The 16,691-nt window shown below is 68.0% G+C and carries 11 protein-coding genes; 2 read left to right on the top strand and 9 right to left on the bottom strand.

All coding sequences use genetic code 11. From position 1 onward, the window contains the following. Positions 1 to 641 precede the first annotated feature (641 nt). The 6 genes from IT306_12175 to IT306_12150 all read right to left on the bottom strand — a co-directional run bounded on the left by IT306_12175 (position 642) and on the right by IT306_12150 (position 9,808). Complete coding sequence (locus tag IT306_12175) at positions 642 to 2,267, bottom strand: hypothetical protein (protein MCC7369176.1); 1,626 nt, start codon at positions 2,265 to 2,267, stop codon at positions 642 to 644. A 42-nt stretch (positions 2,268 to 2,309) separates the two neighbouring features. Continuing rightward, positions 2,310 to 3,578 carry an ABC transporter permease gene (locus tag IT306_12170; protein ID MCC7369175.1) on the bottom strand — a complete coding sequence of 423 codons (1,269 nt, stop codon included), beginning with the start codon at positions 3,576 to 3,578 and terminating at the stop codon, positions 2,310 to 2,312. Between the two features lie 77 nt (positions 3,579 to 3,655). After that, the gene (locus IT306_12165) at positions 3,656 to 4,477 is read right to left on the bottom strand and encodes an ABC transporter ATP-binding protein (GenBank protein MCC7369174.1); all 822 of its coding nucleotides are present in this window, start codon (positions 4,475 to 4,477) and stop codon (positions 3,656 to 3,658) included. A gap of 115 nt (positions 4,478 to 4,592) precedes the next feature. Continuing rightward, positions 4,593 to 7,076: a biotin/lipoyl-binding protein gene (locus tag IT306_12160; protein MCC7369173.1), complete on the bottom strand. Its 2,484-nt coding sequence runs from the start codon at positions 7,074 to 7,076 to the stop codon at positions 4,593 to 4,595. Positions 7,077 to 7,524: 448 nt separating this feature from the next. Next, positions 7,525 to 8,529, bottom strand: a complete 1,005-nt coding sequence (locus IT306_12155) for a Gfo/Idh/MocA family oxidoreductase (GenBank protein ID MCC7369172.1) — start codon at positions 8,527 to 8,529, stop codon at positions 7,525 to 7,527. Between the two features lie 412 nt (positions 8,530 to 8,941). Next, positions 8,942 to 9,808: an aldo/keto reductase gene (locus IT306_12150; GenBank protein ID MCC7369171.1), complete on the bottom strand. Its 867-nt coding sequence runs from the start codon at positions 9,806 to 9,808 to the stop codon at positions 8,942 to 8,944. Positions 9,809 to 10,153: 345 nt separating this feature from the next. Between IT306_12150 and IT306_12145 the strand changes: the two genes are divergently transcribed. Then, positions 10,154 to 11,332, top strand: coding sequence for an ImmA/IrrE family metallo-endopeptidase (locus IT306_12145; GenBank protein MCC7369170.1), 1,179 nt, complete (start codon positions 10,154 to 10,156; stop codon positions 11,330 to 11,332). Position 11,333: 1 nt separating this feature from the next. After that, on the top strand, positions 11,334 to 11,819 hold the full coding sequence (locus tag IT306_12140; GenBank protein MCC7369169.1) for a DUF4411 family protein: 486 nt from the start codon (positions 11,334 to 11,336) through the stop codon (positions 11,817 to 11,819). Between the two features lie 101 nt (positions 11,820 to 11,920). Here IT306_12140 and IT306_12135 read toward each other — a convergent pair whose 3' ends face one another. The 3 genes from IT306_12135 to IT306_12125 are packed head-to-tail and all read right to left on the bottom strand — an operon-like array spanning position 11,921 to position 16,323. Next, on the bottom strand, positions 11,921 to 13,363 hold the full coding sequence (locus IT306_12135; protein ID MCC7369168.1) for a c-type cytochrome: 1,443 nt from the start codon (positions 13,361 to 13,363) through the stop codon (positions 11,921 to 11,923). An 8-nt stretch (positions 13,364 to 13,371) separates the two neighbouring features. Then, a complete protein-coding gene (locus tag IT306_12130; GenBank protein MCC7369167.1) occupies positions 13,372 to 14,910 on the bottom strand; it encodes an FTR1 family iron permease in 1,539 nt (512 codons plus the stop codon). 33 nt (positions 14,911 to 14,943) lie between these two features. Beyond that, positions 14,944 to 16,323 (bottom strand): peptidase M75, encoded by a 1,380-nt coding sequence (locus IT306_12125; protein MCC7369166.1) that lies wholly within the window; start codon positions 16,321 to 16,323, stop codon positions 14,944 to 14,946. Positions 16,324 to 16,691 lie beyond the last annotated feature (368 nt).

Raw genomic sequence — 16,691 nt, 5'->3', positions numbered from 1 at the left:
CGTCGCGAAGCGACTGCAGGATGGTAGGCGGGGCTTTCAAGCCCCGACGGCGCTGCGCGACCCGCTCAACGTGCAATCGCCCTGCCTCACCGCCCGGCCCCTTCTCACGCACACAGGGCTTCTGGGCGATGCCGTTCAGTTTGGCACGCGTCGCGCTTCCGTACCACGAGCGTCAGCGAGTGGACCCGCATGGCGAGTGGACCCGCATGGCGAGTGGACCCGCATGGTCGCAGGTCCGACTCGCTGACGCTCGCGGTGCGGATGGCGTCCTCTCTGAACGGCAGTGGGGCTTCTGGGTGGACCATTGAAACAGAGCGACAGATGACAGATTCAGAGCGCTGCACGAGAGCAATCGTGTCATCCTGAGTGAAGCGAGCCTGCGAGCGAAACGAAGGATCTCACCCGCTGATGCGAGCGTTGACGGTATGCGGGTGAGGTCCTTCGCAAGCTCAGGATGTCATAGGACTTCGCTCGCATTACTGTGCATCTGCCATCAGTCACCTGGTTGAACCATCAGACCATGAGAGCTTGTCTCAGGTTGACAGACCCCACGCTGCATGAGCGGTTTCTTGAGGTCGTCTCCAGGTCCGTGCCCAGGGAAAGACGTCGGGGCTGAAGACTCGCGGGCAGACTGGCCAGGGCTACCGCGGCACGTCTCCGAGCGCCCCGCGCGAGGACGGCGTCAGGGAGGCCCACGGCGTCCCGACCAGCGAGCGCGGCGGCTCGTCAAGCGCCACGCGGCCGGGGCTGGTGAGGTTGACCGGCAGCCAGAAGATCGTCAGCAGGAGGGCTGATATCACCAGTCCGCCGAGGACGGCGCGCCGCCGGGCCGGGCTGTCTGCACCCCACCGCCAGAGGTCGGCCAGCGCCCGGCGCAGCCCCACCAGCACGCTGACGGCCAGCACGAACGCGGCCAGCAGCAGGACCGTCCCCTTCACGAACGAGACGACGAACAGGAATGGATCGCGGGAGCCCACCGCGTCGAACAGGCTGCCGAGGTACGCCAGGATGGCTTCGGCGAGCGTCGTGAGCAGCGTCGGGGTGGCCCACAGGAACGCCAGCCCGACCTGCCACACGCCAAGCACGGAGACCACGAGGAACGCGACAATCGTGGCCGTACCCCACGGCTTGAGCGGCGGCAACGGCTCCCCATCGCCGGCGAGCTTCGGGACAAGCCGCCCGAGCCACTGGCCGGCGTACCGCAGCGGGTGCGGAACCAGCAGCACGTCGGAGAGCAGCCGGTCCGCCTCGGGCCGTCCGAAGGGGGCCAGCAGCCGCAGCATGTTCAGCGTCAGCAGGGCCACCGAGAGATACGGCCATTCCCAACCGGTGATGCTCCCCAGCAGGCACAACCCGAGCGCGAGCACCAGTTGGAGATAGACGGCGCTCAGGTTGACGATCAGCCGCGCCCACCGCGAGAGACCGTAGTCGTTGTCCACGTCCACCACGAGGCGCAAACGCAGGAGGCTCGGCCTGACGCGGAGCCGTTCGATGGCGCCGCCGCCGCCGTAGAGCGCCACCATCGGGCCGAGCGGGCTGACCGCCACGGCCAGCGCCGCGAGCGACGCCACCGGCACGAGCAGCAGCGGCTGCACCAGGACGGCCACGACGCTTTGCGCCAGCCCGTGCAACACGAACAACCAGAAGAGCATGGCGGCGCTGATGCCCGCCACGACCAGCATCGCCGGCGGCCAGAACAGCCACATCAGCACCGACGCCACGGCTTCGAGCGCTCGCGGCCCGACGACGATCTCGCGGGGCGGGCCGGGCGCGCGCCGCCCTGGCCCGGCGCCACGTCGCTGCCGCCCGGCCAGCCCGGTCGCGGCCAGTCCAGTGGCTGCCAGCCCGGACGGGCCTTCTTCCGCGGCCTCGGCTGCATCAACTGCGCCGAGCCACTCCTCGGCCGGCTCGTCCGCTGGGTCGGCCAGGACGCCGCGCGGGATCAGCACGAAGTCGATCAGCGCCTGCACGTCCCCGGCGCTCACGGGCCGGCCCTGCGCCTCCGAGACGGCCCGCGCGATCTCCTCGACGGTCTGCTGGCCCGTCGCCTGCTCCGCAACGAGGTAGGCCAGCTCGCCCATCTGGATGTAGCCCCGTCCGGACCGCTCGACGGCCCACGGCGGACTCTGGAGCGCGCTCTCGGTCAGATGTCCCACCAGCCAGGTCTTCGGGGCGAGGGTCGGGAGGTCCGGGGCCGGCCGCAGCGCCCGCCTGACCGGCTCGACGGTGTTTCTGACAGTGTCTGGGCGCTCGGTGGTCACGGTCATAGGGTAGCTGCCCCGCTCTGCACGATGACCACGCTTCGCGCCCTACTGGTAGCGCAGCGCGTCAATCGGGTCCAGCTTCGACGCCTTCCGCGCCGGGTAGATCCCGAAGAAGATGCCCACCGCTGCCGAGAACCCGAACGCCAGGGCGATTGACCAGAGCGGCACGGCAATCGCCCAGCCGGCCACGGCCTTCGCACCGTAGGCGACGGCGATCCCGACCACGATCCCGATCATCCCGCCCAACATCGAGAGCACAATCGCTTCGATCAGGAACTGGGCCAGGATGTCGCTGCCGCGCGCGCCTATCGCCATCCGGATGCCGATCTCGCGGGTCCGCTCCGTCACCGAGACCAGCATGATGTTCATGATGCCGATGCCGCCGACCACCAGCGACACCGCCGCCACGCCACCCAGCAGGTAGGTCATGGTCTGGCTGACGCTGGTGACCGTCTCCACCAGGCTGTTGTTGTTACGGATGTTGAAGTCGTTCGACTGGCTCGGCTGGAGGCGATGGCGGCTCCGCAGCAGCGCCGTCATCTCGGTCGTGATGCGCGTCATCGAGTCGGCATCCTCCGCCTGGATGCTGATCGAGTTGAGCGAGGCCGCCCCGAACAGCCGCACGCGCGCCATGTTGAACGGCACGAAGACCACGTCGTCCTGGTCACCGCCGAAGCCGCTGCCCTTCGGCGCGAGCACGCCGACCACGATGGTCGGGATGTTTCTGACGACGATGTACTGGCCGACCGCCGACTCAGGACGGCTGAACAGGCTGGTGGCGACGGTCTGCCCGATCACCGCGACGTTCCGCGCGGCGGCATCGTCGGCCTCGGTGAAGAAGCCGCCCGTGGCCAGCTCCCAGTTGCCGATCTGCTGGTAGTTGGCGCGGACGCCCTGCACGCGCGTCTGCCAGTTCTGGTTGCCGGCGATGATCTGCGAGTTGCCCTGGACAATCGGGCTGACGGCCACCACCCCGTTGATGTCCTCGATCGCGTCTGCGTCCGGCAGCTTCAGCGAGCTGCCGGTGCCGGCGCCGGCCGCGATGCCGCTCGACCGCGCGCTGGCCGGTGAGACGGTCAACACGTTGGTGCCCAGGCCGGCCAGCCGCGACGTGACAGACGCCTGCGAGCCCTGCCCGAGGGCCACGATGGCGATGACAGCCGCCACGCCGATGACGATGCCGAGGGTGGTCAGGATGGCGCGGCCCTTGTTCGCGCGGAGCGCTTCGAGGGCCGAGGGGATGCTCTGGGTGAAGCGCAGGGTGCCAGGGCGGCGTGTCGGGCGCTTGGCGAGGGCCTCGAACGCCGCCCGCATCGTGGGCGAGACCGCCGATGGGGTAGACGGCGGAGCAGCGGCGGCAGCAGCAGGGGTTGCGGGGGGAGTTGCGATGCTCACCAGTCCTCCGTCGTTTGCCAGGATGCCAGCTCGGCCTCGGCCTGGAGCGGCTTCTCGACGAGCCGATCCTGAATGACGTGCCCATCCCGAAACACGACGTTCCGGGTGCCGTGAGCCGCGATATCCGGCTCGTGGGTGACCAGCACGATGGTGGCGCCCTCGGCGTTGAGCCGCTGCAGGATCGCCATAACCTCGACGCTGGTTCTGCTGTCCAGGTTCCCCGTCGGCTCGTCGGCCAGGATCAGGCTGGGGGCGTTGACGAGCGCACGGGCGATCGCGACGCGCTGCTGCTGGCCGCCCGACAGCTCGTTCGGCCGGTGGTGCGCCCGTGAGGCCAACCCGACCGCTTCGAGCGCGGCCATCGCCCGTTCCTCGCGCTCGCGGGGCGACACGCCGGCGTACATCATCGGCAGCATCACGTTGCCGATGGCATCCGTACGCTGCAGCAGGTTGAAGCCCTGGAAGATGAACCCGATCTTGAGGTTCCGAAGGTCCGCCAGCTCGTTGCCGGCCAGCGAGGAGACCTCGACGCCGTCGAGCTTGTAGGAGCCGGCCGTCGGGCGATCCAGACAGCCGATCACGTTCATGAAGGTGGATTTGCCGGAGCCGGACGGCCCCATGACCATGACCATCTCGCCGGCCCAGACTTTGAGCGCCACGCCACGCAAGGCCGCCACCACGGTGTCACCCATGTGGTACTCCTTGCGAAGGTCTGCCACCTCGATGACCGGCTGCCCTTCGCGATGGATGGGCGCGACCTGCGTCGGGGCGTCGTCCAGCGCGTCAGCGGCGGCCCCGTGGGGGGCCACCGCCGACATGGTGCTGGTTGCGCGCTCGTCTGACATCTGGAGCCTCTGTTCTTCGCCTGCTGCCTGTCCTGGTGCCTGTCGAGCCTGCTGGTCCGTCAGCGCCTGCTGGCTGCTCGCTGGACGGCTACGGGCCGCCCGGTGGCGGGCCGCCACCACCGCCGCCGGTGTTGCTGGGCTTGGCCTGATTGCCGCCACCACCGCCGGGCTTCGGGCTGGGGCCAAACAGGCTGCTGCCGCTGCTGGTGGGGGCGGCCACGCTCTGGCCGGTGATGACCCGGTCACCCACGTTGAGGCCGCTCAGCACCACGGTATTCTGATCGTCGCTGCTCCCGATCTGGATGCGCGTCGGGACTGCCTGCCCATCCTGCAAGACGAGGACCGTCGACGGCGTGCCGCCAGCGCCTGCCGTCTGCCCGCTCGGGGTGGGCGAGGCTGTCCGGGTGACTGCCGTCCCTGTCTGCGAGCGAGCGTAGGAGATCGCCGACGTTGGTATCAGGATAACGTCGTCTTGCTGCTCGACGATAATGTTCACGGTCGCCGTCATGGCCGGCAGCAGGCGGGCGTCGGTCTTGTCCACCTGGCAGATGACGTTGTAGACGACCACGTTCGAGACGGTCTGGCCGACGGGCTGGATCGCGAGCACCTGCCCGGTGAAGGTCCGCCCGGGGAACGCCGTCACCGTGAAGGTGATCCCCTGCCCCGCCGCGATCCGCCCGATGTCGGCCTCGCTGACCTGGGGCGTCACCTGGAGCGTACCGACCTCGGTCAGGGTGATGAAGCCGCCGGTGGCGTTGGTGGCGCCGGTGGAGGAGACCGCCGTCGCCGAGGTGGAGCTGGAGGATGTGCCGTTGGTGTTCGAGGAGCCCGAGCCGCTGACCCACTGCCCGACGACGCCGCTGATGCTGGAGACCGTCCCCTCGGTCGGCGAGGACAGGGTTGCCGAGTTGAGGTTGAGCTGGGCCGTCGCCAGCGCTTCGGCCTGCTGTCGGGTGCCCGAGGCCGCCTGGTCGATCTCCGTCTGGCGGCTCGGCGCGACGCTGACGGCGTGAGCGGCCTGGGCCGAGCTGAGCGCGGCATCCTGCTGGCTGAGGGTGTTCTGGGCGCTCTGGACCGTGCCGGCCTGGCCCGCGCGGGTGTTGGCCAGCGACGCTTCGGCCCGTTGCAGCGCCACCCGCGACTGTTCGAGGGCGTTCTGCGCCTGGGTGACGCTGGCCTGCTGCTGTGCCCGTGTCGATTCGAGCGACTTCTGGGCTGTCCGCAGCGTCGAGTCCGCCTGATCGACGGACGACTTCGCCTGCGCGACGTTCGACACGCTCTGGCTCTTGGTGTTGGCGGCCGAGACCATCGCGGCCTTCAGCGCGTCCGAGGCCGATTGCACCGAGTTCTGGGAGGTGGTCTGCGACTGGCGCGTGCTGGCAAGCCCGGTGTTGATGCTGGCTTCGGCGGTGCGGACGGCGCTCTGCGCGCTGGTCACCGAGGAGGCGGCCGACGTGACGGACTGCCGCGCCGAGGCCTCGGCCTGATCGAGCTGGGCCTCGGAGGTGCGGAGGCTGGCGCGGGCCTCGTTCTCGTTGCGCTTGGCGGAGTTGCAGGCGGTGGAGTTGTTGCCGCTGCCAGAGCAGGCCTCTTGCCGCGCCGAGACGGCGGACTGCACGCTGACCCTGGCCTGATCGCGCTGCCGCCGCTGGACGGTCAGCTCGCGCTCGGTGGTCCTCTTCTGGGCCTCGAACTCCTTCTGGGCGTTCTCCAGCGCCTTCCGCGCGTTCTCGACGGAGACACGGTCGCTGACACCGTTCTGTGTGCCGACATCGGTGGTGGCGGCCTGGCTCGCCTTCGCCGCCGCGACGTCGTTGAGGGCGCTGTCCACGGCCACCTGGGCCTCGGCGTTGGCGATGCTGGCCTGGGTGACGGCCGTCTCGTAGTCGGCGCGGGCGTTCTCCAGCGAGACCTGGGCGTTCTCGACGGCCTGCTGGCTGCTGGCGAGGGCCGTGTCGCGCTGCTCGACGGCGCTGGCCAGCGAGCTCTGCGCGCCTTCGAGATCGACGCGCGCAGAGGTTACGTCGGCGGCGGCGGCCGTGATGGCCGTCGCGGCGCTGGCCTGGGTTGACTCCAGGCTGCGGACGGCGCTTTCGCGGCTGACGCGCGCCCCTTCGAGCGTGGCGTTCGCCTGCTCGACCTCTTCATCGCGCGGGCCTTCACGCACCTGCCGCTCGTTGGCCAGGGCCTGCTCGTAGGAGGCCTCGGCCTGCCGGACCGCGGTTTCTAGATCTCCGGTGTCCTGGCGCGCCAGGATCTGCCCGGGCTGGACGCGGTCCCCGATGGAGACGTTGACCTCCACCAGCTTGCCAGCATTCTTGAAGCTGACAGGCACGCTGGTCGGGTTGGCAATCGGGCCCGTCGCGGCGATGGTGGTGCGGAGGGTGCCGCGGTTGACCTCGGACGACTGGTAGTTGGGGCGGGTGGTCTGCGAGCGAGTGTACTGCCACCAGATGATCCCGGCGACCACGCCCAGCACGATCAGCACAAGCAGGATCAGCCAGCGACGGCCAATCGGAGGGAGCCGGCCGGGTCGCCGGGGGCGCATACGCGAGAGGACAGCGGTAGCCATGGATCGCCTCGGTTAGCTCAGGTACGCCGACGCGCGTCCGCGTCTTGTGTGTGGGGGGAAGACCATCTGCTCAGCGCCGAACCCACAGCAGCGTGCCGCCAGGATGCACGCAGCCACCCCTCACGCTCCCGTGCCCCCGGCGCGAGCGGACGATAGCCGGCCGCTGACGGGCCGTGCAAGGCGCGGCAAGGGCGCGCATCATCCACACAGCCGTGGCAGGCGGCAGGGGCGGCGAAGAGGATGGCGAACAACGGTCATCATGCGCTTCCGAGCCAGCAGGGTGGCCGCCCGCGAGACACTCCCTGCCAGCGCTGGGCAGAGCGCACTGGCAGGGAGTGAAGCGGGACACGCCTATGATGGTGCGCGGAGGCTGAACTCCAGCGGCGAGAAAGCTGAAGATTTCCTGAAGCGATGTGCAGCCTCCGGAAGCCCGGCCAGCCCACGGCAACTATCGTGCCACCGGCTCCGGGCGGCCCGACGCCAGCGAGGCGTACACGGCGTCGATGACCCGCATCTGCGCGATGCTGTTCTCCGGCGGCAGCCGGTGTGGGACGCCGTTGTCCAGGCAGTCCTGCATGTGCTGCAGTTGCAGCCAGAACTGGTCGGTCGGCTCGAAGGTCTCGACGGTGCGGTTGCGCTTACGGTCGAAGATCTCCAGCGTGGTGGCGGTGCCGAGGTTGTCGCCCCAGGCGTTCTCGATCCGCAGCGAGCCTTCGCTGCCCATCACTTCGGCGACGTGGCGCGGGCCGGCCTGCCAGGAGACGCACCATTCGGCCGTTCGGCCACCGGAAAAGGTCGCCATCGCCACGACGTGCTCGTCGACGCCGGTCGGCCCCCAGGTGCCGATGGCCTGGACGGTCTCCGGCTCGGCGTCGAGCGCCCAGCGCAACTGGTTGATGCAGTAGCAGCCGATGTCGTAGGTGACGCCGCCGCCGACGGCCTTGTTGAACCGCCAGTTCTTCTGCGGATCGCGATCCTCCTCGGCGGTGACGGACATCATGGCGTTGCGGACGTGGCGCACCTCGCCGATGCCGCCCGAGCGGACAATCTCGATGGCCCGGTGGTGGATCGGCTGGTGTCGCAGACGAAACGCCTCGGCCAGCAGGACGCCGCGCTCCTGGGCCAGCCGGGCCATCTCAGCGGCCTGGGCGGTGTCCATTGCCAACGGCTTCTCGCAGAGGATGGCGCGAACCTTCCCGGAGGCGGACAGCCTGTCCACCAACTCGGCGTGGTACAGGCCCCAGGTCGCGATGATCGCAAGGTCCGCCTGCTCCTGCCCGAGCATAACGTTCAGATCGGTGTAGCGGCTCTCGACGCCAAAGGTGTCAGCCAGGGCGTCGGCGGCCTCGCGCCGCACGTCGCAGACGGCCACCAGATCAGCGCCGTCCAGGTCACGGCAGGCCGCCGCATGCCGGTAGGCGATGGCGCCCGTGCCGACCAACATCACGCGCATCAATACTCTCCCAGGCCGCCGGCGGCTCCGCGATGGGCCAGCGACGGCTGGGGATACTGTAGCCCGGCCGCCAGGTGCGCTTGATCCGCCGCCACGCCGGCCCCGGTCTGACACGGCACACGGGCAAGCACGTCACCACGCCGATGTTGACACCGTGTCCGTCCTCTCGAGCGGAGCGACCCCGCGCCACTACCCCGTCATCCCGAGCGGAGCGAGCGTGCGAGCGCAGTCGAGGGATCTTCCCGGAACGACGATGCACGGGGCCTGAGGAAGATCTCCACTTCGCTCGTTCCTCGCTTCGGTCGGGATGACGGGGCCGGCTCACAGTCGCTTGGATGACGGGGATGGGGTAGGCTCGTTCCACGACCCGTTGCGATCCTCGCGGCTGCTCCGAGCGACTACGCGGGAGCCATCAGGTGGCCGGGATCGCGACCGGCTCCGAGCCGGCCTCTGCAAGGCGGTGCTTGGCCTCGGCGTAGATGTCGTGTGGGAGCGGCCCGGCCAGCAGTGCCCGGACGTTATCGGCGAGGTGCGCGGGGTTGATGGTCCCGACGATGGTGGTGTCAAGGTCGGGGTGGGTGATCGTGAAGCGGAGGACGAACTCCATCCGCGACATCCCACCCAGCAAGTCGTCGATGCCGACCTGCTGCCAGGCGTCCCACGATGCGCCCTGCTCCTTGCCTGGGCCGCCCTTGGCCGCGCCGCCTCGAATGATGATGCCGGCCCCGGCGGCGGATGCCTGCTCGATCAGCAGCTCGTGCTGGCGCTCCAGCGCCGAGTACGGGATCTGGAACACGTCGAACACACCCATCGCGATCTGCTCTGGCAGGTTCGGGAGGGTGCCCGAGATGCCGATGAAGCGGACCTTGCCCTGCCGCTGGAGCTCTCGGAGCGCCTGGAGGCCGCCATGCTCCTCCAGTTGGGCCCGCGACGGCGAGCCGTGGAACTGCACGAGATCGAGGTAGTCGGTGTTCATGCGCTGGAGGCTCTGCTCGACCCCACGCACGATATTCTCAGGCGTGTAGACGTGTGGCTGGCTCGATCCAGCCTTCGCGGGCGGCGGGTTATCGAGCAGCTCGCCGGTCAGGCAGCCGCACTTCGAGGCCAGGAAATACTCGGAGCGCCGACGCCCGATGAACCGTCCGATGCGGCCCTCGGCGAGGCCGTAGTCGATCGAGGTGTCGATGAAGTTGATGCCGGCGTCCAGCACGGCGTTCAGGATCCGCTCGGACTGCTCGTCGGTCACGTCGCGGCCCCGTGGAACGCCGCGCATCTCCATCGAGCCGTAGCCGAGCACGGTGACGTCCAGACCAGTGCGCCCCAGCGTGCGCCTTGGAAGATCAAGCTTCGGCATGACGGTGACTCCCTTCCTACCCCACAACATCGCCCCTGCATTGTGGCCCACGCGGCAGGGGTTGGGGGAGAGACGGAACTGAGAGTTCGTTGGGACCAACTCGAAAACTAAGGCGCGCCACCTGTCCGTAGCACAATTCCGATGGACACAGAGGCCCAGCCTAGCCTACCATCGCCTGGACAGGCTTTGATGTGAGTCGCTGCGCCCTGTTCGAGTTCACTTGCCGTCTCTGCACGGTTGTGAAGACATTTCGAGGTCTCGGCTACCCTCATGCCCGCAAGCGTGCCAGCAGTTGTCCGTCCAGAGTTGCTGGTATGGGCACGAGAAGCGTCCGGATACTCAATTGACGAGGCCGCTCACAAGCTTGGTTTCAAAGACGGATCGAAGCTTGCTGATGCTGAGCAAGGTCGAAGTCAACTCACCCTTGCAAAACTGCGGGACGCTGCCCGCGTATACAAGCGTCCGCTAGCGGCATTCTTCCTGCCCCACCCGCCGGCTCCCGAGCCACTTGCACGAGATTTTCGGCGACTGACGGCCGACGAATCAGTTGAGATCTCACCCACACTCCGGCTTGAGTTGCGGCGTGCCCGCCGTCGACGCGAAATTGCGCTGCGGCTCCTCGCTGAGTCGGGCATCGAACCGAAGCCTTTCACCCTGCATGCAGAAGTCACCGAAGACCCAGAAATGGTTGCATCCAAGGCGAGAGAGTGGCTCGAAGCCTCGCTCACACCCATTCCACCAAAGACCGCGGAAGCGGCGCTTGCTGGATGGATAGAGCGAATCGAAGCACGTGACATCCTGGTCTGCCAAGTATCACGCATACCTGTCCGCATGATGCGTGGTTGCTCGATCAGCGGGGACCGTCTGCCCATCATCATCCTCAATGGAGCTGATGCCGCAACAGCCCGGATCTTCACTTTGATGCATGAGTTAGTGCATCTTATGATCCGAGAGGGCGGCGTATGCGGGTTGGTCGCGGCTACATCCACGTCCGTCGAGAATGACTCGGGCGTAGAAGGCTTCTGCAATCGAGTGGCGGGGGCGATCTTGCTACCAGGCAATACCTTACTGCAAGATGCAGAGGGCTTGTCGCGAGTTCATGAAGGCGAGGCAGCAGAGTCAGAGATCGCCAGCATCGCTTCAGCCCACTTCGTGAGCCGAGAGGTGGTAGTCATTCGCCTAGCCGAGTTGAACATGGTGCCTCGCAGCTTTGTGAACAGAAAGCTGGGCGAGTATCGCGCAGCCTACGTATCTCCACCGTCGGAAACCTCGCGGCCAACCGGTGGGCCACCTTACACGGTGCTAGCGATCCGCAACAATGGTCGGAGGTTTAGCCAACTTGTCCTGGGCGCTCTAGAGCGCAAGCAAATCAGCATCAAGGATGCCTCCGACTACCTCGATGTGAAGGCACGGCACTTCGCTGAGATGGCGGACCGGCTGGGACTCTAGCGTGCTCGCGCGGCCCACTCCCTTGTATGTATTTGATACCAGCGTATGGATAGATATCCGGCGCGGCTGCCCTCCCGACATCTTCGTGCAGTTGTGGGAGGCAATCGCGGCAGCAGTCGTCAGCGGCAGTCTCCGGTGCCCAGATGTAGTGCTGGCCGAGGTGGAGCGCCTTTCAGTGAGAGACGGCCTCGATGCAACGCTGAAGGGATACGACGGACTCTTCGTTCCGCTCGATGTTCCGCTCCAACAGGCGCTTCAAGACGTCCTTGTCCATGGTCAGGATCTTGTTGATCCGACAGGCCAGGTCGACAAGGCAGATCCTTATCTCATCGCCCTCGCGTACTTGAACGGTGGCAAAGTCGTAACTGATGAGCGACGTCGGAGGGCTCCTTCGGGCAGGAAGAAGATCCCCGACGTGTGTGACGATCTCGGTGTCCCTTGCCTGACCTGGGAAGAATTCCTTCACGATGTTGGCTGGAGATTCTGATACGTGTACGTTTGCTGATCCCCTACAGTAGGACAGGCTCAACGCATACACGTCTCGTCACAGAGCACTCCCCACGCACGCCAGGTGCATCAGGTGACCGCTCAGAGTGAGCGCAAGAAGGCGATCAGGCGGGCGCGTTCCTCGGCCGTCGCCTGGACGAACCAGTTGCGCGCCGCCTCAGCCTCGCCGCCGTGCCAGAGGATCGCCTCGTCGAGTGAGCGGGCCCGGCCGTCGTGCAGGAAGGTCGAGGACGCACCAGCAACCGTCTCGGTCAGCCCAATGCCCCACAACGGCGGCGTTCGCCACTCCGTCCCACTCGCCTCGAAGTCCGGGCGGCCATCGGCCAGCTCGGCGCCCAGGTCATGCAGCAGCAGATCGCTGTACGGGTAGATCGTCTGGTTCGCCAGGGCGCGTATCGGGCCTGGTCCCGTCTGGACGGAAGGCGTATGACAGCCCGTGCAGCCGGCCGCGACGAACAGCGCCTCGCCCGCGCGGGCCTCGGCAGACGGCGTCCGACGAGCCGGCACTGCCAGCGTGCGGACGTAGAAGATGACGGCGTCGAGCGTGCTCTGGTCGATCTCCGTACTGCCGTCCGTGGCCGGGAACATCGGGTTGGTGATGCCCATGTCCTCGCTGTAGGCCTGGGCCACCTGCTGCGGCAGGCCGGCCACGTTCGCCTTCAGCCCGAACCGCCCCAATCGGCGCTCTGCATTCGGGACATCCCAGACCCAGTTCGGCCGGCCGGAGATGCCGTCGCCATCACGATCCTCAGGATCGGCCAGCGCCAGGATGGCCGCTTCGGGCACAGCTTCCAGGAGGCCGCGCCCGAAGCTCGGCGGCGTGACCCGCAGCGAGCGCAGCACCTCGGGGCCGAGCGGCGTCCCGTCTGGCAGGGTGATCGTCAGGCTCGGCGTACGGAGCTGATACGGCGTGCCGTCGGCGTACTGGCCGTCAACGGTCTGCCACTGCAGCGCCACGCCCGCGTCCGGCTGAACGCCGAACGTGGCATGATCGCGGACCTGTGTCCCAAGCCCCGGCACGGCGGCCGGGCCACCGGGGACGTATGGCGCTCCCGCTGGCAGGCTCACCCGCACCAGCGCCTGACTCCGCCGCGCGCCGCTCCCGACCACCGGCTGCCCGCGGCCGTCCCCGACATGACAGCCGGCGCACGAGGCGTTGTTGAAGTGCGGCCCGAGGCCGCTGTTGGTCGGGGCCGCGCCGGCCACGAAGGTCGCTTCAAACGCGGTATCGCCGGTCAGGAACAGGGCGCGCTCCTCGGCGCTCAACGTCGGGCCGGGCAGCCCGAACGCCCGTGATGTGCGGCTGACGACGGTGAGATCGCCGCCGAGCCGCCCATCCTCCGGCACAACGGGCGTGGCTGGCTGGCGTCCGGGCGCAGCCACGGCGGCGGAGGCGACCAGCACGAACGGGATCCCTGCCACCAGCACGGCCAGGAACAGCCACTGCCAGCGGCTGTTGAGCCGGGGGTACGGCTTCTGAAGGCCAGGCACTGGGGCGCGCCGGGGCAATGGCTGTTCACTCATGACTGCGGTCATCCATGATGGGAGAGCTGCGACGACGGCGCGGACGCGTGGCTGCCCTGCCGGCGCTGCCAGATCAACACGGCTGCTGCTGCCAGGACCAGCAGCACCTGGGGAATGGTCGTCTCCAGCGTGGGAAACAGGCCGATCAGGTCACTGGATGGGAGGAACGGCTCCGGGGTGGCCGTCACGTAGCCGGACACCTGGAGCGCATGCACCCCCGACCCGACGAACTTGAACGCGAGGTAGTAGATCAGGGCGCTGGTCACCAGGAAGAAGGGCCGCAGTGGCAGCCGAACCCCGAGTCCCAGGATCAAGACGCCACAGACCACCAGGCCGGCGGTCCCGATCCCCAGCCCGAGCAGCAGGTCGCCGGTCTCGATGGACGGCGCGATCCCCAGGTAGAACAGCACCGTCTCAGCGCCCTCGCGGAACACCGCCAGGAACGCCAGCGCGGCCAGGGACAGCATGCTGTTCCCCGCCAGGGCCGCCGTGCCGCGTGTGTGGATGTACTGCTGCCACGCGCCCAGGCTGCTCTTGGCATGCAGCCAGTAGCTGACGTAGAGCAACAGCACGGCGGCCACCAGGCCCGTCAGCCCTTCGAGCAGCTCACGGTTGGCCCCCGCACTGGCCCGTGAGAAGATCGCGTTGACGCTGAGCGCCACCAGCACGCTCGCGAGCAGTGCCAGGCCACTCCCCGCCCAGATCCAGCGCCCCTTGTCGGCATTGCCGCTCTTGCGGAGGAACGCCAGCAGCGCCCCGATCACCAGCAGCGCTTCCAGGCCCTCGCGGAGCAGGATAGCGGCGGCGTCGAACGGGCCGTACCGCCCGCCAGACTCGACGATGGGCGCAAGATCGCGCTGCATCGTCCCCAGGGTGTCGCGCGCAAGGGCCGTGTCCGGCGGGCGCGCATTGAGCGCCGCGCGGACCCGTGCCGTGTTGTTCTCGGTGTCCGTGTAGACGCGCGCCGACCGCGCCTTGACCAGCCCCTCAACGTCCGGCCACTCCCGGGCGAAGGCGTCGATCTCGCTGCGCGCGCCAGCGGGATCGTTGGCGTCCAGGCGGGTCGTGGCCGTGCCCAGCCGCCTGACGACGGTTGCGAGGCTCGGGGCCGCGCTGGACGCGCGCACCGCCGTCGCCCGCGCCGACGGGACGGCACCACTGTAGCCGAGGACGAAGGCGTCGCACTCGGCCCGCAAACGCTCCAACTGCCAGACGGCAGCCGTCACGTCGACTGGCCGCGCCTTGAGGGCGAGCGATGCCTCGGCCTGCGCATCTTCGATGCCCCGATAGCTGGAACGTGAGAGCGCGCGCACACCCTCTTCCACGTCCAGCCAGCGGTCATTGAAGCGCCCGATCGCCGCCTCGGCGCTCACGGGGTCGCCGGCCTTGACGGCCGCCAGGGCCCGGTCAACCTCGCCAACAAGCTCCTGAACATCGTCGGAAGGCGTCGCCGCCCAGGCCAGCCCGGCTGGGAGGCTGACGCCCACACCAGCCACCAGCATGAGCAGGCCAGCCACCAGCACCCGAACGGCGCTGCTGCCTCTCACGTCATGCCTCCACAGGCACCGCTGGCCGCCGTGCTAACGGAGCTCGGGGAGCGCCGTGTCGATGACCGAGCGCAGCTTTGTCAGGGCGGCGCTGGCAGCCGCGCGGTCGGGTTGCGCCGGCTTCAGCAGGGTCGAGCGGACCTCGGCGATGGCGCTCTCGATCTCACGGTAGCGCTCGCGGGAGGCCGAGCGGATGCCCGCTTCGACGTCGCCCCAGCCATCGTCGAACCGGCGGAACGCCGTCTGGGCCGCCGCGACATCGCCGCGCCCGAGGGCCTGGGACGCGTCGTCAATCGCCGTTGAAAGCTCCATCAACTGGTCGGCCGGCGCCACATCCGGCGCCTCGTGCTCCCCGATCAGGAGGGCATACGTCTCGTTGTCGAAGAGATCGGCCAGATCGGCGGCAGCGTTGCGTGCCGCCCGAGCCTGGGCACTGCTGGCGGCGTTCAATACGGACTGCTCGAATGGTGCAGGGATGGCGTCGAGGGCAGCACGGGTCCGCTGGAAGCCGGCCATGATGTCGGCATCGAGGGCCGGATCCTTCGCCTTGACCAGCGCCTGGAGGGAGGTGGCCGCCGCCCGCCCCGGCAGCGCGCCCGCATAGGCCTGGAGCGCACCCTGGACGTTGTTGCGGTAGTCGTCGATGGAGGTCTGGCTGTACCAGCTCTCGGCCAGCGCCGGATCGCGATTGTCGAGCGGCAGCCCGATCTTCTCCTCGGCGACCTCGTTCAGGATGTCGGTGATGCCCACGAGCAGCTCTTCCACGACGGCGGACGAGCTGGCGTAGACTGCGTTGCCAGCGCCAGCCCCCGTCACCACCGAGCGGAAGGCTGGCTCCCCTTCGACGCCGCTCGTCCAGGCCGCGACAAGCGTCTGACCGATCCCCTCCATATCCTCGGCGACCAGTTGCGCGTACTCCAGCTCGCGCGGGGTGAGCGCCGAGGCTTCCTTGGCGCCCTTCTCACCGTAGAGGATCAGCTCCAGGCTGTGATATCCCTTGACGTCCGGCTCCAGCCCTTCGACCACGGCGGCGTTGAGCGGCGTCGTCTCGGCGAGCAGCGCCTTCAGGTTGTCCTCGCTGATCGGCCAGGAGTCCAGCGCTGGATCCAGCGCCAGGCTGCTCACCGGCCCAAACAGGAAGCTTTCACTCCACTCCCATGGCTCACGAGCGGCCAGCCACGCGGCCCGCGCCGCCTGGAGATTCCCTGGCGTGGGCGACTGCCTGAGCGTCACCACGGCGGACTTGAGCGCGGTGAGACGCTGCGCGAGCAGGGTGTAGGTCGGCAGTACCACGTTGTCGACGTAGGCCAGCGCGACATCAGCCTCGGACGGGGCTCCCTGTGCGGCAACCGGGCGCGGTAGCGCCTGCAGCAGACAGACAACGACAAGCAGAACGCGGATCAATCTGGTCATGATGGCTCTCCGGGAAGGACGATGGAGCACAGCTTCTCGATAGGCCTAATACAAGAGACAAGCATTCACTGGTGACGTATATTAGTACGATCTAAGACAATATCGCCAGGGGTACGCCCAGGGCGATTGCATGTTGATGTGGTCGTGTCACCTCGTCGGGGCTTGAAAGCCCCGCCTACGATCCTGCAGTCGCTGCGCGACGCTCCAGTCTCACCGGACGACGGCTGTTCCCGACGGCCGTCGCGCAGCGACGGAATGACTGTAGGCGGGGGTTTCAACCCCCGACCGCCCGTTCCATGATGCTTCGGGTACACCAATCAACATGCAATCGCCCTGATGCTGCTACCAGTGCAATCGTATGTTGAGCG

It is taken from the genome of Chloroflexota bacterium (genome assembly GCA_020850535.1).
Taxonomy (GTDB): Bacteria; Chloroflexota; UBA6077; order UBA6077; family JACCZL01; genus JADZEM01.
Note: the sequence above shows the minus strand (reverse complement) of the source record. Positions and strands in the feature narration are given on the sequence as shown.

Coding starts and splice junctions, on each gene's coding strand:
- IT306_12175 (MCC7369176.1), bottom strand. CDS start 2,267: ATGACCGTGACCACCGAGCGCCCAGACACTGTCAGAAACACCGTCGAG.
- IT306_12170 (MCC7369175.1), bottom strand. CDS start 3,578: ATGCGGGCGGCGTTCGAGGCCCTCGCCAAGCGCCCGACACGCCGCCCT.
- IT306_12165 (MCC7369174.1), bottom strand. CDS start 4,477: ATGTCGGCGGTGGCCCCCCACGGGGCCGCCGCTGACGCGCTGGACGAC.
- IT306_12160 (MCC7369173.1), bottom strand. CDS start 7,076: ATGGCTACCGCTGTCCTCTCGCGTATGCGCCCCCGGCGACCCGGCCGG.
- IT306_12155 (MCC7369172.1), bottom strand. CDS start 8,529: ATGCGCGTGATGTTGGTCGGCACGGGCGCCATCGCCTACCGGCATGCG.
- IT306_12150 (MCC7369171.1), bottom strand. CDS start 9,808: ATGGAGATGCGCGGCGTTCCACGGGGCCGCGACGTGACCGACGAGCAG.
- IT306_12145 (MCC7369170.1), top strand. CDS start 10,154: ATGCCCGCAAGCGTGCCAGCAGTTGTCCGTCCAGAGTTGCTGGTATGG.
- IT306_12135 (MCC7369168.1), bottom strand. CDS start 13,363: ATGAGTGAACAGCCATTGCCCCGGCGCGCCCCAGTGCCTGGCCTTCAG.
- IT306_12125 (MCC7369166.1), bottom strand. CDS start 16,323: ATGACCAGATTGATCCGCGTTCTGCTTGTCGTTGTCTGTCTGCTGCAG.